This is a genomic window from Oerskovia sp. USHLN155 (assembly GCF_037145535.1).
GTDB classification, from domain to species: Bacteria; Actinomycetota; Actinomycetes; order Actinomycetales; family Cellulomonadaceae; genus Oerskovia; species Oerskovia rustica.
Genome location: NZ_JBBCXG010000001.1, coordinates 101,287 through 120,665, shown reverse-complemented (window position 1 = coordinate 120,665; position 19,379 = coordinate 101,287). Strand labels below are relative to the sequence as shown.

The window sequence follows — 19,379 nt, the reverse complement described above, 5'->3', positions numbered from 1 at the left end:
CGCCGGGTCACCACGGCCACCCGGCACGGGCACCGCTAGAGCGTCGGCCACCCGTTCGGCAGGCAGCCCTCGGTCGACATGGACTGCTGGACCATGACGGGGGCGAGCGCACCCGGCGCCGGGCAGCTGACGTGCCGGTGCCCCAGCACGTGCCCGACCTCGTGGTTCACCAGGTACTGCCGGTACAGCGGCAGGTCCTGCCCGAAGTCCGCGGCACCGTTCACCCAGCGGGAGAAGTTGAGGATCGCGGCGCCCGTCGTCCCGCACGAGTACTCGCCGATCGTCTTGAGCGGGGCGCACAGCCGGTCGGTCGTGGCCGGGCTCGCGAGGACCACGCGGATGTCCGCGTCGCCCCCGGTCCGTGCGAACGTCACGCCGTCCACCGCGCTCCAGCCCCGCGGGTCGTTGAGCGTCGTGAGCACGGCGGCCGCGAACGTCTCGCCGTCCACGGGCAGCCCCTGCTCGACCTCGACGCGCACGCGTTTGACGGTCCCCGCCCCGGGGGCGGGCACCTCGGCCGGCACGACCACCAGCGCCCCGCCGAGGTCCGGCACGACCTCCCTGCCGACCAGCCCCGACCCCTCCTCGACGACCCGCTCGAGGGGCAGCGGCAGCGCCCCCGGGCCGTCGAGACCGAGCTGCGGGTCGCGCACGGAGCGGCTCGCGGTGTCCTCCGAGCGCACGTCCGTCGCACCGTCCGTGCCGGCGGTCCCGCTCGGCGCGGCACCGGCCGTCGCCTCGGGCGCAGCCCCCTCCTGCCCGACGGCGTCGCTCCCCGGGCCGTCCGTCGCACCGGAGGCCGCAGGCACCACGGGACCCGCGGGGGCGCCGGGGACCAGCGACCCCACCCCCAGGACGCCGGCCCCGAGCCCGCCCAGGACCCCGACCACGACGAACGCTGCCGCCGGACCGCGCCGCATCCCGCGCCGACGGGCGTCCCCGAGCCGTGCCCGGGTGCGCGCCCCACGCGGCGTGCGCGGCGCCGTCGGGCCCGGGAAAGGGGCCTGACCTGGGACTTCACCCTCCACCGGACGATCCCCCAGGGGTCCCCTCCAACCGTCGACGGGCGCTCCTGGTGCATTCACGTGTCCATGATCTCATCGCCCGCCGCACCACCTCTGCGCTGCCCGTACTATCGCGGCATGTCGGGGGTCGCAGAGAAGCAGAGAATGCCCGGTTCCGTCCGCGCACGCATGCCCAAGGACGAACGGCGCGTGCAGCTGCTCACCATCGCCGAACGCCTGTTCTCCGACCACGGCTACCACCACATCACGATGGACGACATCGCCGACGGCGCCGGGGTCAGCAAGCCCGTCCTCTACCGGCACTTCCCGTCCAAGCTCGACCTGTACCTCGCGCTCGTCGACCAGCAGGGCGTGGCCCTCGTGGACTCGGTCCGCACCGTCCTCGCGCCGTTCCGGTCCGCGCCACCGGGCACCTCCCCCGCCGACGTCGACGCCCTCGCCGTGGACGGGCTCGCCGTGATCGAAGCCATCGTGCGGGCGTACGTCGACTACGCGAGGACCGCCGGGCCCTCCGCAGGCCTCCTGTTCGAGTCCGACGTCATGCGCGACCCCGGCGTCCGGGCCCGCGTGCTCGAGCCGGACGAGGTCAACGCCCGCGAGTTCGCCCTCGTCCTCGGGCGACTGACGTCCCTCACCGAGCACGAGGCGCTCGTCGTGGCCCGCACCTGCACCGCGATCGCGCGCAACGCCGCGGGCGAGGCAGCACGCGCCGGCACCGACGTGACGAGCGAGGAGCTCACGCGCCTCGTGCCCGCGCTCGCGTGGCGCGGGGTCCACGGGATGCTCCGCCGCGACCGCTGACACCGGCCCGGCCGCTCACCCGTCGCCACCAGCGCGGGGGCGTCCGAGACGTCCGGGAATCTCGTTAGTATCGGAGGAGTTGTCGACCAGTAGCCGGCGGGATCACCCGCGGGCGACGCTCGCGAAGGAGAATCACGTGGAAGTCACCATCGGTGTGCAGAACTTGGCCCGCGAGCTCGTGATCGAGACGGAGGAGACCACCGAGGCCGTGGCCGCCGCCGTCTCCGCCGCTCTGGCCGGCGGTCCGGCCCTCGAGCTGCTCGACTCGCGCGGACGCCGCGTCATCGTCCCGACGGCGTCGATCGGCTACGTCGAGATCGGCACCGAGGAGCAGCGTCGGGTGGGCTTCGGCTCGCTCTGACTCGCGTCCGACGCGCGCAGCGCACGAGAGCGGGGCCCTGGCTGACTCAGCCGGGGCCCCGCTCTCGTCGTCTCGGTGCGCTCAGGCCGCGAGGCCGTACCAGACCGCTCAGGCCGCGAGGCCGTACCAGACCGCTCAGGCCGCGAGGCCGTACCAGACCGCTCAGGCCGCGAGGCCCAACCGCCCCATGCGGCGCGTGTGCTCCGCCGTGAGCTGGGAGAAGACCCAGGCCTGGCGGTCGGCGGCCGTGCCCGTCACGTCGGCCGCCCCGGGCGTGCCGGCCTCGGTGCGGTGCCCCGCGCCGTCCGCCAGGAGGCGACTGAGCCCCTCGCGCTCGGCGAGCAGGGACTGCACCAGCCCGAGGGCCTCGCCCACGAGGCGGCGCCCCCACAGCGCGAGGCGCGACGCGAGCACGGGGTCCGCCGCTGCGGCGTCGGCGATGACGGTCGCGGAGCGCTCGGAGTCGACGCCGTCCGAGAGGATCTCCAGGACCAGGTCGCGCGACTGGTCGTCGAGCCCGTCCGCGGCGAGGCGGCAGAAGTCGTCGGCCACGCCGTGCCCCACGTACCCCTTGAGGACGCCCTCCCACCACGTGCTCGACGGGGTGCGGCTCTCGAAGTCGTCGAAGATGCCGTCGAAGGCGCCCATCTCGGCCTCCGGGTCGCCGCCCAGGTCAGCGATGCGCTCCAGGACGCGCTCGTGCCGCGCGAGCATCTTGCCCGCGTGCCGCGAGAGCTGGTGGCGCTGCGCGAGGGTCGGGGCGTTCGCCGCGTCGGCCGCCAGGCGCCCGAACGTCGCGAGCTCGGTGTACGCGATGAGGCCCAGGAGGCCGATCACGTCGCGGTCGGTCGCGAGCCTCTCCGTACCGCCGGTCAGGTCGTGGTGCTGGGGCTCGCTCATCCGGTCAGAATAGTCGAGCGCCCTCCACCGGCCGCGACATGAAACGTGACAACACGGGTGATGACGGCTCCAGCGGGAGCAGTCCGATACTATGGGTGGGTACATCGGTTGCCCGGTCGTCCGAATCCCCCGGCCCCCGGTGGGTGCTCCTGAGCCCCACCCCGTGCCGAAAGACTTGCGAACGACACTGCACGACGCCGACCTCGGTCGGTGCGCGCGGGCGGAACCGGGGTTCGCGCCTCACGGCCGACGACCCCCGACGACGTCTTCGCGGCGAATACCCACGATCGGCTGCCGGCCACTAGGCGCGAGAGACCGTACCTGCCTGGGACTTCCCGGAGCATCGTGGACCCGCCGAACCGTCGGGTCGATCACGCACGTGCGGCGCCTCGCGCCAGACATCAGAACCACGAGGCACCAGTGACCACCACCGAAACTCCCGTCGAGCCCACCGAGCTCGACCTCCCCTCTGCCGAGACCCCTGCCGACGACGTCCAGGGCACGCTCTCGTCGAGCGTCCAGGCCAAGGACGTCTCCTTCGCGGACTTCGGCGTCCGCCCGGAGATCGTCGAGGCGCTGGCCGACGCCGGCATCACCCACCCGTTCCCCATCCAGGCCATGACGCTGCCGGTCGCGATGTCGGGCCACGACATCATCGGCCAGGCCAAGACCGGTACCGGCAAGACGCTCGGCTTCGGCGTGCCGCTGCTGCACCGCGTCGTCGCTCCGGGCGAGGAGGGCTTCGACCAGCTTCCCGCCCCGGGCAAGCCGCAGGCGCTCGTCATCGTCCCGACGCGTGAGCTCGCCGTCCAGGTCGCCGGCGACCTCGAGGCCGCGTCGGCCAAGCGCAGCGTCCGCATCATCCAGCTCTACGGCGGCCGTGCGTACGAGCCGCAGATCGCGACGCTCAACGCGGGCGTCGAGGTCGTCGTCGGCACCCCGGGCCGCATGATCGACCTCATGAACCAGGGGCACCTCAACCTCACGCGCGCCCGCTGCGTCGTGCTCGACGAGGCCGACGAGATGCTCGACCTGGGCTTCCTGCCCGACGTCGAGAAGCTCCTCTCGCGCACGCCCGCCGCCCGTCACACCATGCTGTTCTCGGCGACCATGCCGGGCGCGGTCGTCTCGATGGCGCGCCGCTACATGACGCAGCCGACGCACATCCGGGCCAACGACCCGGACGACGGCGGCCAGACCGTCAAGAACATCAAGCAGGTCGTCTACCGGGCGCACGCGCTCGACAAGGTCGAGGTCCTCGCGCGCATCCTCCAGTCCGAGGGCCGCGGCCTGACGATCGTGTTCGCGCGCACCAAGCGCACGGCCGCCAAGGTGGCCGACGAGCTCGCCGACCGCGGCTTCGCGTCCGGCGCGATCCACGGCGACTTGGGCCAGGGCGCCCGCGAGCAGGCGCTGCGCGCGTTCCGCTCGGGCAAGATCGACGTGCTCGTCGCGACCGACGTCGCGGCGCGAGGCATCGACGTCGACGACGTCACGCACGTCGTGAACTACCAGTGCCCCGAGGACGAGAAGACCTACCTGCACCGCACGGGCCGTACGGGCCGCGCGGGCAACAAGGGCACGGCCGTCACGTTCGTCGACTGGGACGACGTGCCGCGCTGGGGCCTGATCAACAAGGCCCTGGACCTGAACATCCCGGAGCCCGTCGAGACGTATTCGACGTCCCCGCACCTGTACACGGACCTCAACATCCCCCAGGGCACCAAGGGCCGCCTGCCCAAGTCGGCGCAGACCCGCGCGGGCCTGGACGCCGAGAAGCTCGAGGACCTGGGCGAAACCGGCAAGCGTGGCGGTTCGCCGTCGCGCGCCGGCCGTGACGCAGGACGCGACGCGGGCCGCTCGGGCTCGCGCGACGCCGGCCGTTCGGGTGGCCGCGACAGCGGGCGCAGCGGCTCGCGTTCCGACGGCCGCGAGGGTGGCCGCAGCGGCGAGGGCGCGCAGCGCTCCCCGTCCACGGGCTCCACCGACGCTGCTCAGGCTCCGCGCACCGAGGCTCCGGCTGCGGGCGCCTCGGCCGAGGGCGCTCCCTCGCGTCCGCGTCGCCAGCGCAACCGCCGCCGCACGCACGGCGGCACGTCGGGCGCCGGGACGGCAGGGACGCCGGCTCCGGCCGAGTGATCCTCGACCGCTCGGCCTGACCTGACGGCGGGCCGTCGCTCCACGGAGCGGCGGCCCGTCGTCGCGTCCGGGAGCGGGCGGTCCCCGGCGAATCGGTCCGTCGCACGTCCGCCTCGTCGGGACGCGTTCCGCAGGACGGGTCTAGCGTGGGTCCATGGAACCTCGCGTCAGTCTGATCACCCTGGGGGTGCGCGACGTCGCCCGGGCGCGCGCCTTCTATGTCGACGGCCTCGGGTGGGAGCCGGTCACCGAGGTCCCGGGCGAGGTCGTGTTCCTCCAGGTCGGTCACGGCCTGCTGCTCTCGCTGTGGCGCCGCGCCGATCTCCTCGAAGAGGCCGGTCCCGGTGTCCACGAGGCCCACCACTCCTCCGAGCATTCGCCGGGGCACGTCCTTCCCGTCGCGCTCGCGCACAACGTCGGCTCCCCTGCCGAGGTGGACGACGTCCTGGCGAGCGCGCTCGCCGCAGGAGGCTCCGTCGTCGTGCACGCGCAGGTGCGCGTGTGGGGCGGCTACTCGGGGTACTTCGCGGACCCGGACGGGTTCCGCTGGGAGGTCGCGCACAACCCGGGCCTCGTGGTGTCCGACGACGGACGGGTCACCTTCGTCGCGCCGGAACCCGACCCCGGGGCCTGGTAGGACCCGGGGTCGGTCTCCTCACGGGGTCCAGTCCACGTCCGAGACCTCGTTCCACCCGATGCCCGCCGCGGTCCAGCGGGAGGACACCTGGACGAGCCGGTCGCGGAAGTCCGGGTAGCTGCGATCGGCCTGGTCGGACCACGCGACCTCGGCCGTCGCGGGCAGGCGCGGGAAGAGCATGAGGTCGGCGTACTGGTCGACGGGCACGAACTCGTCGAGGCTCTGCGGGACGTCGGTGAGGCTGTCGGGGTAGGAGCGGTCGGACCACAGCAGCACCTCGACGCCGGCCATGTCGGACTCGTCGGCCAGGACGCTCTTGCCGTCCGGCGAGGTGAGCTCGGTCGCGGGGTCCCAGTCGTACGCCTCCTCGAGCGTGATCTGCGCGGCCCACTCCAGGCCGTACGGGGTGTCCTGGTCGTACTTCATGTCGAGGTAGGTGCGGTCGGCCGGGGACATGATCAGCCGCGCGCCCAGGTCGAGGGCATCCTGCACGTCGACCAGGTCGGCGTTCGTCGCCTCCCCGCCGATGATCGGGCGCAGCCGCTCCCCCACCCCCCAGTACTGGATGAGCGTGCCCGGCGGCAGCGCCTCGGCTCCGCCCCACTGGTGCCAACCGATCACGGTCTTGCCGTGGCCGGTCGCGATCTCGTTCGCGGCCTCGGCGTAGTTCTCGTACCAGCCGGGCGGGCTGGGCGCCTCGTCGCCGCCCAGGTGCAGGTACGGTCCGGGGTTCTGCCCCGCGACGGACGCGAGGACGGTCTGGAGGAAGGCCCGGACGTTGCTCATGTTCTCGTCGCTCGAGCAGACCACGGGGTTGTTGACCTCGGGCCCCCAGTACTGCGCCGTGGGGACGCCGTCGCACGTCAGCGAGCCGAGCGACGCCTGGGCCGCGAGCGTGTGCCCCGGGCCGTCGATCTCCGGGACGACCGTCATGAACTTCTCGCCCGCGTAGGCGACGATCTCCGCGTACTCCTCGGCGGTGTAGTACCAGCGTTCGCCCTCGCCGCTGCCCGGCTCCCACCACTCCTGCGTCGTGGAGCCGATCTCGGTGAGCTCGGGCAGGGCGTCGACGGCGATGCGCCAGCCCTGGTCGTCCGTCAGGTGCAGGTGCAGGGCGTTGAGCTTGTAGGTCGAGGCGTGGTCGATGAATCGCTTGACGGACTCGACCGGGTAGAAGCGGCGGGCCACGTCGAGCATCGCGCCGCGATAGGCGAACCGGGGCTCGTCGGTGATCGTGACGGCCGGGGCGGTCCAGCCGCCCGCGGGGGCCTCCTGGACCGTGGCCGACTCGATCTCCGGCGGGAAGAGCTGGCGCAGCGTCTGGACGCCGCGGAACAGGCCGGGGGGCGCGGCCGCCTTCAGGACGACCTGGTCGTCGTCGACCGTGAGCTCGTACGCGTCGACCGCCGGGTCGTCGAGCAGCCCGTTCCTGTCCCAGGCGACCTCGGCGTCCGGGACGAGCTCGATCCGGATCTCGCCCGCCGCGCCGTCGACGGCGGGGCCGAGCGGCAGCTCGAAGCCCGTCGCCGTCCCGAGGTACGCGGCGAGCTCCTCGCCGACGTGGTGGACGTCAGGGGCCATGTCCTCGGGGGTGACCAGGGCGATCGTCGAGTCCGCGGTGAGGGCGAACGCCTCGCCCTCGTCGACGCTCACGTCGCTCGGCACCGGTACGAGCCCGAGGCCGAGCGACGGGACCGTGCCCTCCTCGGCCGTGCAGGCCGTGAGCAGCGTGGCAGCGAGGGCCGTGGCGACGATCCCCGCGGTGAGGGTGACCGGTCGACGGCGACCTGGCGAGTTCATCAGCACTCCTTCGTAACTCATGACCGGAGAAGGCCACGCCCGCTCCTGACGTCCACCCTAGGGGCGGCCAGGGGTGCGACGAGGCGGGTCAGCCGTCTCGATGAGGTAACGAATCCGGTGGGATCGGTCCCATGGCGTCCGGCAGACCGTACCGCTGCCGGAGCGCGCCCCGCGGCCCGACAGCACGACGCCCGCGAGACCCGAAGGTCTCGCGGGCGCCGGAGCCGCGACGAGTACGAGCGTCAACCCGCCATCTGCACGAACGCCGTGACGGCGTCCGCGACGAGCTGCACCGCGATGGCCGCGAGCAGCAGGCCCGCGATGCGGGTCACGAGGATCGTGCCCGAGTCCCCCAGGACGCGGTGGATGACGTTCGCGAAGCGCATCGCCAGGAACAGCGTGAGGTGCACGGCGACGACGCCGGCCGCGATCGCGACCCAGTCGGCCGCGGACCCGTCGGCGCGCTGGACGAAGACCATGGTCGCGACGATCGCACCGGGCCCTGCCAGGAGCGGGGTGCCGAGCGGGACGAGGGCGACGTTGACTCCCTTGTTGCCCGACGGCGTCGGCTCCTCCATCTTTCCGGTCAGCAGCTCCATCGCGACCAGCAGGAGCAGGAGGCCACCGGACGCCTTGAGCGCCGGGAGCGAGATGCCCATGTAGTTGAGGATCTGCTGGCCGAAGACCGCGAACGACACGATCACGCCGAACGCGACGAGGATCGCCGTCCGGGCGGCCTGGTTGCGTTGCTTGGCGCCCATGGCGCTGGTCAGTCCCAGGAAGATGGGGACCGTCCCGGGAGGGTCCATGATCACGAACAGCGTGATGAACACCTCGGTGAAGAGGCGCAGGTCCATGATGTCGTTCACGACACCACCGCCCGCGCCGTCATCGGATCACGTCCAACGTGCCTAGCTCCTCGATCGTCTCCAGCACTCGTGGTGCTGTCGTGTTCTCGCCGAGCCGGTTCGGTTTGCCGGCCCCGTGGTAGTCGCTCGAACCCGTCACGAGGAGGCCCAGGGTGTGGGCGATGTCCTCGAGGCGGGCAACCTGCCGTGCGCTGTGGTCGCGGTGGTGCACCTCGAGCCCCAGCAGTCCTGCGTCGGTCATCTGCTCGATGACCACGTCCGGCACCACGCGTCCTCGTCCGTCGGCGCCCGGGTGGGCGAAGACGGGCACGCCGCCCGCCGCGCGCACCGCGCGCACGGCGTCCAGGACGTCGGGTGCGTAGTGCGGCACGTAGTAGCCGGTGCCGGGGTGCAGGATCGTGGCGAATGCCGCCGAGCGGTCGCTGACGTGGCCGGTGGCCACCAGGGCGTCCGCGATGTGCGGCCGCCCGATCGTGGTCCCCTCCTCCGTCTGCGACAGGACATCTTCCCACGTGAGCGGGTAGTCCTCGCCGATCCGCTCGACCATGCGCCGGGCGCGCGAGACGCGGTCCTCGCGCGTGCGCTCGGTCTCGGCCAGGAGGTCGGGGTGGGTGGGGTCGTGCAGGTAGCTCAGGAGGTGCACGGAGACGTGCCCGGAGCGGGCGGAGATCTCGGCGCCGCGCACCAGGGCGATGCCGTGGCGCCGTGCGGACTCGGCGGCGTCGGCCCAGCCGGCGGTCGTGTCGTGGTCGGTCAGGGCGACGACGTCGAGCCCTGCGGCGGCTGCGTCCGCCACGACCCGCGCCGGGGCGTCGGTCCCGTCTGACGCCGTGGAGTGGGTGTGGAGGTCGATGCGCACCGTCTCAGGATAGTGAGGGCGCGCGTCGCGGCCCGTCGTGCCGGGCGGCGCGAGCGCCTACAGCGGCAGCGCCCTGTCCTCGACGACGCTCTTCATGACGAGGGTCGAGCTGAGGCGCATCACGCCGGGCAGGGTCGAGAGCCGCTCGTCGTAGAGCACCTGGAAGCCCTGGAGGTCGCTCGCGACGACGCGCAGCAGGTAGTCGGGGTCGCCGAAGAGTCGCTGGGCCTGCAGGACGTTGGGGACCTCGACGACCGCGGTCTCGAAGGCCTCGAGCGTGTCCCGGGTCGCGGACTGCATGGTCACGAACAGGAGCGCCTCGAAGGTCAGCCCGACCGAGGCTGCGTCGAGGTGCGCGCGGTAGCCGCTGATGACCCCGGAGCGTTCGAGCGCCCGGAGCCGACGGTGGCACGGCGAGACGCTGAGGCGGACCCGTTCGGCGAGCTCGGTGAGCGTGAGGCGACCGTCCTGCTGCAGCTCGGCAAGGATCTGCCGGTCGATGTCGTCCATGCGCAAGATCCTTCCACCCGGGCGTGATCCGGGGCAAGAAGTTGGAAGCACCTTTGGCCGCTTCCGACCTAGCGTTTCTCTCGCGCCGGACGTCGGCGCCCACGCCCCGGGAGGAAGCATGTCCGTCGCCACGATCGCCGCGTTCTGGGCGGTGTCGCTGCTCTTCGTCGTGACCCCCGGCGCCGACTGGGCGTACGCGATCACGGCCGGCCTGCGGCACCGGTCCGTCCTGCCCGCGGTGGGCGGGATGCTGGTCGGCCACCTCGCGACCGCGCTCGTGGTCGCGGCGGGGGTCGGGGTGCTGGTGTCCCGTTCGCCGACCCTCCTCACGGTCCTGACGTTGCTGGGCGCGGCGTACATCGGGTGGCTCGGCGTGACCATGCTCGCCCGTCCGGGCGGTCCCGTTACGGCGGGGGACGACGTCGCCGGGTCGTGGGTGCGTCAGGCCGCGAAGGGGCTCGGGACGAGCGGGCTCAACCCCAAGGTCCTCCTGCTGTTCCTGGCGCTGCTGCCGCAGTTCACCGACCCGGCGGGTCGCTGGCCGGTCGGCGCTCAGATCGCGGTGCTGGGCGCCGTGCACATGGTCGGCTGCACGGTGGTCTACCTGCTCGTGGCGTTCGGGGCGCGGCGCGTCCTGCGCTCCCGACCGGACGCCTCGCGGGTCGTCACGCGGTTCTCGGGCGTCGCGATGATCCTCATCGGCGCCGCGCTGGTCCTCGAGCAGGTGGTGGGATGACCCGACGGCGCCGCGCGCCCCGCGCGTGACCCCTCGCCCGGGTGCACAACCCGGGCGAGGGTGGGCACCACGGGTCAGAGGCCGGTCATCTTCTGCATGGCCTCGTTGTAGCGGTCCCCGGCGACCCCGAGGCGGGCTGCGGCCTCCCCGAGGGACGTGAGGTCGGCCGCGGTGAGGTCGAGCGTGGTCGCACCGAGGTTCTCCTCGATGCGGGACAGCCTCCGGGTGCCCGGGATCGGGACGAGGTCCGGCCGCTGGGCGAGCAGCCAGGCGAGGGCGACGTGGGCGGGGGTCGCCCGGTACGCGGTCGCGACCTCGGTGACGAGGTCGACGAGCGCCTGGTTCGCGGCCCGGTTCTCCTCGGTGAAGCGGGGGATGAGGGTCCGGACGTCCCCGTCGGTGAACTCGGTCGAGGCGTCCACGGTGCCCGTGAGGAACCCCTTGCCGAGCGGGCTGAACGGCACGAGCGAGATCCCGAGCTCGTCGAGGGTCGGCAGGATCTCGCGCTCGATCTCCCGGGTCCACAGCGAGTACTCGCTCTGCAGCGCGGTCACGGGATGGACCGCGTGGGCCCGGCGGATGGTGCCCGCGCCCGCCTCGGAGAGCCCGAAGTGGGCCACCTTGCCCTCGGCGACGAGCTCGGCGACCGTGCCTGCGACGTCCTCGACGGGCACGGCCGGGTCCACCCGGTGCTGGTAGAACAGGTCGATCCGGTCGGTACGCAGCCGCTGGAGCGACGCCTCGGCGACACGGCGGATCTGCTCGGGGCGGCTGTCCACACCGACCGACCTCCCGTCGCGGATGTCGAAGCCGAACTTCGTCGCGAGGACCACCTGGTCGCGCAGCGGTTCGAGCGCCTCGCCCACGAGCTCCTCGTTGACGTACGGGCCGTACACCTCGGCGGTGTCGAAGAACGTCACACCGCGCTCGACCGCCCCGCGCAGCACCGCGATCATCTCGTCCCGGTCGCCCGGGTTGGGTCCGTAGCTCTGGCTCATGCCCATGCATCCCAGCCCGAGGGCCGAGACCTCGAGCCCTCGTCCGAGCGTCCGTGTCTTCATGCGAGCCTCCTGTGGTGTCGTGGGGGTGGGGTCGCGACGGCGGGCGCCTCGCACCGCCGCGTCGACGCCGCACAGCCGACGTTACGTCCGACGACCCGCCGCAGGCAGGGTCCAGCAGTACCTTCCTCGGCAGGTCACCCCGCGGCGGCCGACCGTCCCCAAGGCCCGCACAGGACGTTCACGTGAGCAGCGCCGGGCTTTCGCAGTGCTCCCAGGTGGCGCTGGCAGCATCCGAAGAGATGCGTAAGAGCCAGCCCGCCCTCCGGGCAACCGCCGTCCCGTCCGCCCCGTCGATCGACCTCCTCCCGAGCCTCGCGCAGGCGTCCGCGGCGGGGTCGCCTGCCGCCGTCGTGTTCGTGCACGGGGTGCGCACGTCGAACGCGATCTGGGGTCGTCAGCTCGCCCACGTGCGCGAGGCGGGACACCTCGCGGTCGCGGTCGACCTGCCGGGGCACGGCGAGCGCAGCGGCGAGCGGTTCACGCTCGCACGGGCCTTCGAGATCCTGGACGACGCGGTCGCGTCCTTCCCCGACGACGTCCCGGTCGTCGTGGTGGGCATGTCGCTCGGCGGGTACACGTCGCTCGCGTACGCGGCGAGCCACCCCGAGCGCCTGGCCGGGGTCGTGGCGTGCGCGTGCAGCGCCGACCCGCGCGGGAAGCCGGTCGCGCTGTTCCGCGAGGCTGCCGCCCTCGTGGACGCCGCAGGCGCCGCGACCCGCCGCGCCCTGGGGCGTGTGCAGGGCGTGCTGCGCGCCGGGCGTTCGCTGCCCGGCGGCGCCCGGGCTTCGGCACAGCTCACGGGCGCCGGGTCGTTCGCGGACCCGCAGCTCCCCGGCAGGCCGGCGTGGCAGGTCGTGACCGACGTGCTGCACGAGCTCGCGGGCCGCTCGTCGCGCGCGGACCTGAGCTCCGCGAAGGTGCCGGTGTGGCTCATCAACGGTCAGCGCGACCACCTGCGCGTCGACGAGAAGCGCTACCTCGACACGGCGCCGGGCACCGCGCTCGTGGTCGTGCCGCGGGCCGGCCACGACGTGAACCTGGACGCCCCCGACGCCTTCAACGCGGCGCTGACCCGAGCGCTCGGAGACCTCACGAGCCGCTGGTCCCCCGCGCGCGAGCAGACGCTCGTCGGCGCGGCCGCCTGACCGGGCGGCCACCCGCCCGCCGCGGCCGATGCCCGAGGGCGGGCGCCGCCGTCGGGCCGCACGCCCCTTCCCCGACACCGATGGGAGACTGGTACCCATGAGCAACGACACCACCCCTGTCAGCGCGCCGGCCGCGGAGTCCGAGCAGGAGATCGCCGCCCGGAACGACAACCGGTCGCACCGGCCCGACTCCGAGGCCTTCAAGGCGTTCATCACGAGCGGCTGGGCGCCGCGCGCGAGCAGCGACGTCGAGGCCGGCGTCGCCGCGCCGTACACCGCGGCACGCCGCGCCGAGCTCTCCGCGGGCTTCCCCGGTGCACGCCTCGTGATCCCCGCCGGGCCGCTCAAGGTCCGCTCGAACGACACCGACTACCGGTTCCGCCCGCACTCGGCGTTCGCGCACCTCACGGGCTTCGGCACGGACCAGGAGCCCGACGCCGTCCTGGTCCTGCACCCCGTCGAGCCCGGCACGGGCGACGACGGCTCGAACCACCACGCCGTCCTGTACGTGCGCCCCCTCGCGGCGCGCGACACCCAGGAGTTCTACGCCGACTCGCGCTACGGCGAGTTCTGGGTCGGCGCCCGCCCGAGCCTCGACGACGTCACCACCGTGACGGGCATCGAGGCCGCGCACATCGACGAGCTGCGCGACGCGCTCGCCAAGGACGTCGGCGAGCACGTCGTCCTGCTGGTCGTCACGGGGGCCGACGAGAACATCGAGGCCCTGGTCGAGGCCATCCGCCTCGAGAACGGCCAGACCGACGACGCCGCGGCGGACGCCACGCTCGTCGAGGCCGCCTCGGAGCTGCGCCTCGTCAAGGACGCGCTCGAGATCGTGCACATGCGCGAGGCCGTCGACGCGACGATCGAGGGCTTCGCCGAGGTCGTGCGCAACCTTCCCCGTGCGACCGAGCACCGTCGCGGCGAGCGCGTCATCGAGACGACGTTCGACGCGCACGCCCGCCTCGAGGGCAACACGGTCGGCTACGAGACCATCGCGGCCGCGGGCGAGCACGCCACGACGCTGCACTGGATCCGCAACGACGGCCAGGTCCGCGCGGGCGAGCTCGTCCTGCTCGACGCGGGCGTCGAGGTCGACTCGCTCTACACGGCCGACGTCACGCGCACCCTGCCCGTCGACGGCACCTACACCGACGTCCAGCGCCGCATCTACACCGCGGTGCTCGACGCCGCCGACGCAGCCTTCGCGGTCGCCGTCCCGGGTGCCCGCTTCCGCGACATCCACGCCGCCGCGATGGAGGTCATCGCCGAGCGCCTCGCCGAGTGGGGCCTGCTGCCCGCGACGGCCGAGGAGTCCCTGGCGCCCGAGGGCCAGTTCCACCGCCGCTGGATGGTGCACGGCACGAGCCACCACCTGGGCCTCGACGTGCACGACTGCGCGCAGGCGCGGCGCGACCTCTACGTCGACGGCGTCCTGGAGCCCGGCATGGTCTTCACGATCGAGCCCGGCCTGTACTTCAAGAGCGACGACCTCACGGTCCCCGCGGAGTACCGAGGGATCGGCGTCCGCATCGAGGACGACGTCCTGATCACCCAGGACGGGAACGAGAACCTCTCGGCGGCGCTTCCCCGCCGCCCCGAGGACATCGAGGCCTGGATGGCGTCGCTGCGCGACTGACCAAGCCCCTCAGCACCACGAAGGCGGCGGCCCCGAGGACACTCCTCGGGACCGCCGCCTTCGTCGTGCCCGGGGTCAGACGGCGCGCGCCACGACGAGCAGCTCTCCGGCGCCCTCTCCCACGGGCTCGCACCTCCACCCGCCGAAGACCTGCTCGAGGGCGAACCCCGCCGCCTCGACGCTCGCGCGCACCTCGTCCTCGGGGCGGAACCGGAGCGTCGCGGTGGACAAGAGCTCGTCCCCCTCGGGCATCTCGTAGCCGAGCGTGAAGTCGACGACGCCGTCGCGCTCACCCGTGATCTCGCACCAGGTCTGGACGACGCGCGCTTCGCCCGGCCGATCGCCCGGCGGGTCGCTCAGGACGACCGGGTCTCGCTCGTCGGGCGTGTGCCACGACTCCCACGCACGGTCGCGGGGGTCGCGGGTGTCGAACACGAGGATCCCGCCGGGGACGAGGGCCGCGCGGAGGTCCGCGAGGACGCCCGCCCACTCGTCGTCGGCGACGAAGAACTGGGCGACGTGGCTCGTCATGAGGGCGACGTCGAACGCGCCTGCGGGCGCGTCGGCGGACGTCCCGTGGACCCAGGTCACGGCCTCGGCACCGGGCCGGCGCCGGGCCGCGTCGAGCGACGCGTCGGCTGGATCGATGCCCGTCACGTGGTGCCCCGCGGCGGCCAGCGCCACGGTCAGCCGTCCTGTGCCGCACCCGAGGTCGAGCACACGCGGGCCCGGCCCCTCGGTCGCGCGGGCGAGGAAGTAGTCGTCGTCGGGACCCCAGGTGTTCTGGGCGTCGTAGACCTCGACGAGGCGGGCCTCACGGAACTCGGCCTGGTGCGTGGCGGTGTGCATGCCGGTCACGCTAACCGGCCACCTCGCGGGCGGTCACGAGAATTCCCTTCTTGTGTACGCCACACACAGTGCGTATGGTCTACACAGTGTAGGGAGTACACAACAGTCTGCGACGCACACGGAGGTAGCGATGCCCGACCCCATGATCGACGTCCGGGGGCTCACCAAGGCCTACGGATCCCACGCCGTCCTGCAGGGCGTGGACCTGACCGTCCGACGCGGCGAGATCTACGCGCTGCTCGGCCCCAACGGCGCGGGCAAGACCACCGCCGTCAACATCCTCACGACCCTCGTCCGGCCGGACGCCGGGACCGCGAGCATCGCGGGCCACGACGTCGTCCGCCAGGCCGCGAAGGTCCGCGAGGTCATCGCCCTGACCGGCCAGTACGCCTCGGTCGACGGGTTCCAGACGGGCGAGGAGAACCTCGCGATGATGGCCACGCTCGCCCACCTGCCCCGCGCCGTCGTCGCGGCCCGCACGGCCGAGCTGCTCGACCGCTTCGACCTGACCGACGCCGCCCGGCGCCGCGTCGAGACCTACTCGGGCGGCATGCGCCGCCGCCTCGACCTGGCGATCAGCCTCGTCGCGGACCCCCAGGTCCTGATCCTCGACGAGCCCACCACCGGCCTCGACCCGCAGTCGCGCACCGAGCTGTGGGACGTCGTCCGCGAGCTCGCCGCCGACGGCATCACGGTCCTCCTCACGACCCAGTACCTCGAGGAGGCCGACCGGCTCGCCGACACCATCGCGGTCCTCGACGGCGGGCGCATCGTGGCTCGTGGCACCGCGAGCGAGCTCAAGGCGCTCGTCCCCGGCCAGCACGTGCGGGTCGACGTCGAGGACCCCCGCGCCCTCGCAGCCGTCCAGGACCTCGGGCTCGAGATCTCCGGGATCGACCAGAAGGACCTCGCGGCCATGGTCCCCACGACCGACCCCCTCCGCACGGTCCGCGACGTCCTGGCGCTGGCCGACGAGCGCGGCATCCCCGTGACCGGGGTCAGCGTGGTCAAACCCTCGCTCGACGACGTCTTCCTCGCCCTCACGGGATCACGTGGCTCCCGGGCCGCGACCCCGTCCACGGCCCCCGGGCCCACGACCCAGCACGTCCCCGCAACGACCGAGGCAGGCCACCGATGAGCACCACCGCCCCCGAGACCGCACGGGCCGCGCGCCCCGCCCCCGGCCGGCGCACGACCGGCACCGCCCGCAGCGCCCGGCACTCCCCCGCGACCGCACTGCGCGACGTCTCGGCCATGACCGGTCGTGAGCTCCGCCGCACGCTGCGCAGCGTCGACGGCCTGGTCACGGCCCTCATGCTGCCCGTCCTCATCATGCTCGTGTTCGTCGTCGTGTTCGGCGGGGCGATCGAGGACGACGGCAGCTACGTCGACTACGTCGTACCGGGCATCCTCGTGCTCTGCCTGGGCTTCGGCTCGGCGACGGCCGCGCTCTCGGTCGCGCAGGACATGACGAGCGGCACGATCAACCGGTTCAAGACCCTGCCGATCTTCGGCCCGTCGGTCCTGTGGGCCCACGTCCTGGCCAGCACGGTCCGCAACCTCGTCTCGGCGACCCTCGTCCTGCTCGTCGCGGTCGCGCTCGGCTTCAGCCCCGGCGCGGACCTGGGCGGCTGGGTGGGCGTCGCCGGCTACCTCGCGCTCATGGTCCTCGCGTTCACCTGGTTGAGCTGCCTCGCGGGCCTGGTCCTGAGCGTGGACGCCGCAGCGAGCTTCAACATGTTCTTCCTGTTCGTGCCGTACCTGTCGAGCGGGTTCGTCCAGGTCGAGACCATGCCGACCTGGTTGCACGGCTTCGCGGCGCACCAGCCGTTCACGCCCATCATCGAGACGTTGCGCGCGCTGCTCTCGGGCACCTCGACCGCGGGGAGCCTCGTGCCCGCGATCGCGTGGCTCGTCGGGATGTTCGCGGTCTCGTGCGCCCTGGCCTCGGTGCTGTACCGCCGCCGGACCGCTCACTGAGCGCGCTCCCGAGAGGCGGTGCGACACGGGCGGTGCGACCCGTCCCGACATCTCCCCGACCGGACCCGCGATGATGTACCCATGACGGACACCACCGATCCCGGCCTGCCCCACGCCATCGCCCTGGCGTGGGGCGTGGCCGAGAACCCGCAGCGCGGCCCGCGCCGCGAGCTGAGCATCGAGCGGATCGTCGAGCAGGCCATCGAGATCGCCGACGCCGAGGGGCTCGCGGCGCTCTCGATGAGCAAGCTCGCCACGGCCCTGGGGTACACGACCATGTCGCTGTACCGCTACGTCACGAGCAAGGACGACCTGCTGCTCCTCATGCAGGAGCAGGCGATCGACGTCGACCTCCCCTCGGGCGCCCGGGCCGACGTCGACGCGGTCATGGAGGGGCGGATCCCCGACGGCGGCGAGCCGACGTGGCGGCGCGGGCTGCGCGAGTTCGCCCTCGCGACGCTCGCGGTCTACGAGGCCCACCCGTGGTTCCTCGACGTCGCCGTCCAGGGCGTGCCGCTCACGCCCAACAACCTGCGGTTCGTCGACCTGGGCCTGCGCGCGATGCACGGCACCTCGCTCACGGACGAGGACAAGCTCGCGATGATCATGCTCGTCACGAGCTACGCGCAGAGCGCGGCCCGGATCCAGCGCGAGCTGCGTGGCGCCCGGCAGGACCCCACGGGTCGCGACGTGAGCGGCGCCGCGTACGCCGAGGTCTTCTCCGAGCTCGTGACGCCCGAGCGCTTCCCGTTCCTGCACCCCGTCGTGGCGTCGGGGGCGTACCTGAGCGAGGACGACGGGGTCGACGACGTCGTGTTCGGCCTCGAGCGCGTGCTCGACGGGATCGGGGTCTACATCGACCGTTCGCCCGCCGAGCGCGCCGACTCGCCACTCCCCGCGCCCGAGGACCGCGTGGCGGCCGAGCTCTACGCGCGCGACCCCCAGGTCAAGGAGGCGTCCAAGGCGCGCCGCGAGGCGGAGAAGGCGGTCCGGGAGGCCGAGAAGCGGCTCAAGGAGGCGCGCAAGCGCGAGCGCGACGCGGCGAAGGCCGCCACCGAGCGGGCGAGGCGCTGACCTAGCGCGTGCCCGACGACGTCTCGTCGGCCGGGCCTTCGGCGGCGGCCTGGGCGTCGGCCGCCGGGGCGCCCTGTCCCTCGACCGGTGCACCGTCGGCCGGGGCGGTCGGCGTGACGTCGCTGCGCATCGCGCCGTAGCGGGGCGCACCCGACGGCGTGGTCCAGCGCGGGTCGGGCGTCCGGACCGGCGGCGCGGGCTGGGCCGGGGCGTCGGTCGGCTGGACCGGGCTCACGGCCGGAGCGGGCGCCTGCGGCTGCTGCGCCCCCCACGGCTGCCCCGGCTGTCCCTGCTGCTGTCCGGGCGCCTGGCCCGGCTGACCCCACGGGCCCGGCTGCGCGGGCTGCCCGGGCCGACCCGCGACCGGCGGGACCTGACGCGCGACGGCCGCGGCGCCGTCGGGCATCTGGGACAGGAGGCGACGCGCGTCGCCCGCACGCTCCGCGAGGCACAGCAACGAGTACGACGACGCGACGATCTGGCTCGACGACGTGAAGTCACGCTTGCCGCCCGTGAGCGAGTACGACAGGACCGAGAACAGCAGGCCGAAGCCCGCACCCAGGCCGATCGCGGCGAGCATCAGCCCGCCACCGCTGTTGAACATGTACAGCAGCAGACCCACGAACAGGCCGAACCACGCACCGGACGCGAGGCCCGCGAGCGCCACCCGCCCGTACGTGAGGCGGCCCATGACCCGCTCGACCATGCGCAGGTCGGTGCCGACGATGGTCACGTACTCGACGGCGAACTTGTTGTCGGAGAGGTAGTCGACGGCCTTCTGCGCCTCGAGGTAGGTCGCGTAGGACGCGACCTGCTCCCCGCTCGGCGGCGTCGGGACCTTGGGCGCGGAATTGGGACGAGTCATGCTCATCTGCCCAGTCTCCCGTACATGTCGGTGTGAGGCGAGGGGGTTCGCTCAGGGGGGAGCGCCGCGAGATCGAGGGCCCTCGCCGAGGTAGAGGGTCAGGTCCCTCTACCTCGACGACATCCCTCT

The 19,379-nt window shown here is 73.1% G+C and carries 19 protein-coding genes; 10 read left to right on the top strand and 9 right to left on the bottom strand.

Going from position 1 to position 19,379, the window contains the following annotated elements:
• Positions 1–35: 35 nt before the first annotated feature.
• On the bottom strand, positions 36–920 hold the full coding sequence (locus WFH32_RS00480; RefSeq protein WP_336705899.1) for a DUF3152 domain-containing protein: 885 nt from the start codon (positions 918–920) through the stop codon (positions 36–38).
• 249 nt (positions 921–1,169) lie between these two features.
• On the opposite strand from WFH32_RS00480, the gene WFH32_RS00475 reads away from it, so the two are divergent.
• Both WFH32_RS00475 and WFH32_RS00470 read left to right on the top strand, forming a co-directional pair.
• A complete protein-coding gene (locus WFH32_RS00475; protein WP_191795709.1) occupies positions 1,170–1,826 on the top strand; it encodes a TetR/AcrR family transcriptional regulator in 657 nt (218 codons plus the stop codon).
• A 136-nt stretch (positions 1,827–1,962) separates the two neighbouring features.
• Positions 1,963–2,187 (top strand): DUF3107 domain-containing protein, encoded by a 225-nt coding sequence (locus tag WFH32_RS00470; protein ID WP_030150741.1) that lies wholly within the window; start codon positions 1,963–1,965, stop codon positions 2,185–2,187.
• A 162-nt stretch (positions 2,188–2,349) separates the two neighbouring features.
• Here WFH32_RS00470 and WFH32_RS00465 read toward each other — a convergent pair whose 3' ends face one another.
• Positions 2,350–3,087, bottom strand: a complete 738-nt coding sequence (locus WFH32_RS00465) for a ferritin-like fold-containing protein (RefSeq protein ID WP_138825258.1) — start codon at positions 3,085–3,087, stop codon at positions 2,350–2,352.
• 420 nt (positions 3,088–3,507) lie between these two features.
• On the opposite strand from WFH32_RS00465, the gene WFH32_RS00460 reads away from it, so the two are divergent.
• Both WFH32_RS00460 and WFH32_RS00455 read left to right on the top strand, forming a co-directional pair.
• Positions 3,508–5,226 carry a DEAD/DEAH box helicase gene (locus WFH32_RS00460; RefSeq protein ID WP_336705898.1) on the top strand — a complete coding sequence of 573 codons (1,719 nt, stop codon included), beginning with the start codon at positions 3,508–3,510 and terminating at the stop codon, positions 5,224–5,226.
• A gap of 154 nt (positions 5,227–5,380) precedes the next feature.
• The gene (locus WFH32_RS00455; protein ID WP_336705897.1) at positions 5,381–5,863 is read left to right on the top strand and encodes a VOC family protein; all 483 of its coding nucleotides are present in this window, start codon (positions 5,381–5,383) and stop codon (positions 5,861–5,863) included.
• 18 nt (positions 5,864–5,881) lie between these two features.
• Here WFH32_RS00455 and WFH32_RS00450 read toward each other — a convergent pair whose 3' ends face one another.
• The 4 genes from WFH32_RS00450 to WFH32_RS00435 all read right to left on the bottom strand — a co-directional run bounded on the left by WFH32_RS00450 (position 5,882) and on the right by WFH32_RS00435 (position 9,901).
• On the bottom strand, positions 5,882–7,663 hold the full coding sequence (locus WFH32_RS00450; protein ID WP_336705896.1) for a beta-N-acetylhexosaminidase: 1,782 nt from the start codon (positions 7,661–7,663) through the stop codon (positions 5,882–5,884).
• Positions 7,664–7,905: 242 nt separating this feature from the next.
• A complete protein-coding gene (locus WFH32_RS00445; protein ID WP_030150736.1) occupies positions 7,906–8,532 on the bottom strand; it encodes a MarC family protein in 627 nt (208 codons plus the stop codon).
• 19 nt (positions 8,533–8,551) lie between these two features.
• Entirely contained in the window at positions 8,552–9,391 is an 840-nt protein-coding gene (locus WFH32_RS00440; protein WP_336705895.1) for a PHP domain-containing protein, read from the bottom strand.
• Positions 9,392–9,448: 57 nt separating this feature from the next.
• Positions 9,449–9,901: an Lrp/AsnC family transcriptional regulator gene (locus WFH32_RS00435; protein ID WP_191795714.1), complete on the bottom strand. Its 453-nt coding sequence runs from the start codon at positions 9,899–9,901 to the stop codon at positions 9,449–9,451.
• A 118-nt stretch (positions 9,902–10,019) separates the two neighbouring features.
• Here WFH32_RS00435 and WFH32_RS00430 point away from each other — a divergent pair, with 118 nt between their 5' ends.
• Positions 10,020–10,637: a LysE family translocator gene (locus WFH32_RS00430; protein WP_191795715.1), complete on the top strand. Its 618-nt coding sequence runs from the start codon at positions 10,020–10,022 to the stop codon at positions 10,635–10,637.
• A gap of 74 nt (positions 10,638–10,711) precedes the next feature.
• Here the strand turns inward: WFH32_RS00430 and WFH32_RS00425 are convergent, their stop codons facing one another.
• Positions 10,712–11,698 carry an aldo/keto reductase gene (locus WFH32_RS00425; RefSeq protein ID WP_336705894.1) on the bottom strand — a complete coding sequence of 329 codons (987 nt, stop codon included), beginning with the start codon at positions 11,696–11,698 and terminating at the stop codon, positions 10,712–10,714.
• A 239-nt stretch (positions 11,699–11,937) separates the two neighbouring features.
• On the opposite strand from WFH32_RS00425, the gene WFH32_RS00420 reads away from it, so the two are divergent.
• Together WFH32_RS00420 and WFH32_RS00415 are read left to right on the top strand one after the other, a co-directional pair.
• A complete protein-coding gene (locus WFH32_RS00420; protein ID WP_336705893.1) occupies positions 11,938–12,843 on the top strand; it encodes an alpha/beta fold hydrolase in 906 nt (301 codons plus the stop codon).
• 97 nt (positions 12,844–12,940) lie between these two features.
• Positions 12,941–14,482, top strand: a complete 1,542-nt coding sequence (locus tag WFH32_RS00415) for an aminopeptidase P family protein (RefSeq protein WP_336705892.1) — start codon at positions 12,941–12,943, stop codon at positions 14,480–14,482.
• A 75-nt stretch (positions 14,483–14,557) separates the two neighbouring features.
• Here the strand turns inward: WFH32_RS00415 and WFH32_RS00410 are convergent, their stop codons facing one another.
• Entirely contained in the window at positions 14,558–15,331 is a 774-nt protein-coding gene (locus WFH32_RS00410; protein WP_336705891.1) for a class I SAM-dependent methyltransferase, read from the bottom strand.
• A gap of 130 nt (positions 15,332–15,461) precedes the next feature.
• Here WFH32_RS00410 and WFH32_RS00405 point away from each other — a divergent pair, with 130 nt between their 5' ends.
• From WFH32_RS00405 to WFH32_RS00395, 3 genes are all read left to right on the top strand, one after another.
• Complete coding sequence (locus tag WFH32_RS00405; RefSeq protein WP_191795720.1) at positions 15,462–16,469, top strand: ATP-binding cassette domain-containing protein; 1,008 nt, start codon at positions 15,462–15,464, stop codon at positions 16,467–16,469.
• Complete coding sequence (locus WFH32_RS00400; protein WP_191795721.1) at positions 16,466–17,311, top strand: ABC transporter permease; 846 nt, start codon at positions 16,466–16,468, stop codon at positions 17,309–17,311. The genes WFH32_RS00405 and WFH32_RS00400 overlap by 4 nt, the downstream gene beginning before the upstream one ends.
• A gap of 81 nt (positions 17,312–17,392) precedes the next feature.
• Positions 17,393–18,385 (top strand): TetR/AcrR family transcriptional regulator C-terminal domain-containing protein, encoded by a 993-nt coding sequence (locus tag WFH32_RS00395; RefSeq protein ID WP_336705890.1) that lies wholly within the window; start codon positions 17,393–17,395, stop codon positions 18,383–18,385.
• Position 18,386: 1 nt separating this feature from the next.
• Here WFH32_RS00395 and WFH32_RS00390 read toward each other — a convergent pair whose 3' ends face one another.
• Positions 18,387–19,256: a general stress protein gene (locus tag WFH32_RS00390; protein ID WP_191795723.1), complete on the bottom strand. Its 870-nt coding sequence runs from the start codon at positions 19,254–19,256 to the stop codon at positions 18,387–18,389.
• Between the last annotated feature and the right edge of the window lie 123 nt (positions 19,257–19,379).

Bases quoted from the DNA above. Each gene is read 5' to 3' on its own strand.
- WFH32_RS00435 (WP_191795714.1), bottom strand. From the start codon at position 9,901: ATGGACGACATCGACCGGCAGATCCTTGCCGAGCTGCAGCAGGACGGT.
- WFH32_RS00430 (WP_191795715.1), top strand. From the start codon at position 10,020: ATGTCCGTCGCCACGATCGCCGCGTTCTGGGCGGTGTCGCTGCTCTTC.
- WFH32_RS00405 (WP_191795720.1), top strand. From the start codon at position 15,462: ATGCCCGACCCCATGATCGACGTCCGGGGGCTCACCAAGGCCTACGGA.
- WFH32_RS00465 (WP_138825258.1), bottom strand. From the start codon at position 3,087: ATGAGCGAGCCCCAGCACCACGACCTGACCGGCGGTACGGAGAGGCTC.
- WFH32_RS00415 (WP_336705892.1), top strand. From the start codon at position 12,941: ATGAGCAACGACACCACCCCTGTCAGCGCGCCGGCCGCGGAGTCCGAG.
- WFH32_RS00395 (WP_336705890.1), top strand. From the start codon at position 17,393: ATGACGGACACCACCGATCCCGGCCTGCCCCACGCCATCGCCCTGGCG.
- WFH32_RS00390 (WP_191795723.1), bottom strand. From the start codon at position 19,256: ATGAGCATGACTCGTCCCAATTCCGCGCCCAAGGTCCCGACGCCGCCG.
- WFH32_RS00425 (WP_336705894.1), bottom strand. From the start codon at position 11,698: ATGAAGACACGGACGCTCGGACGAGGGCTCGAGGTCTCGGCCCTCGGG.
- WFH32_RS00455 (WP_336705897.1), top strand. From the start codon at position 5,381: ATGGAACCTCGCGTCAGTCTGATCACCCTGGGGGTGCGCGACGTCGCC.
- WFH32_RS00480 (WP_336705899.1), bottom strand. From the start codon at position 920: ATGCGGCGCGGTCCGGCGGCAGCGTTCGTCGTGGTCGGGGTCCTGGGC.
- WFH32_RS00410 (WP_336705891.1), bottom strand. From the start codon at position 15,331: ATGCACACCGCCACGCACCAGGCCGAGTTCCGTGAGGCCCGCCTCGTC.
- WFH32_RS00475 (WP_191795709.1), top strand. From the start codon at position 1,170: ATGCCCGGTTCCGTCCGCGCACGCATGCCCAAGGACGAACGGCGCGTG.
- WFH32_RS00400 (WP_191795721.1), top strand. From the start codon at position 16,466: ATGAGCACCACCGCCCCCGAGACCGCACGGGCCGCGCGCCCCGCCCCC.
- WFH32_RS00450 (WP_336705896.1), bottom strand. From the start codon at position 7,663: ATGAACTCGCCAGGTCGCCGTCGACCGGTCACCCTCACCGCGGGGATC.
- WFH32_RS00420 (WP_336705893.1), top strand. From the start codon at position 11,938: ATGCGTAAGAGCCAGCCCGCCCTCCGGGCAACCGCCGTCCCGTCCGCC.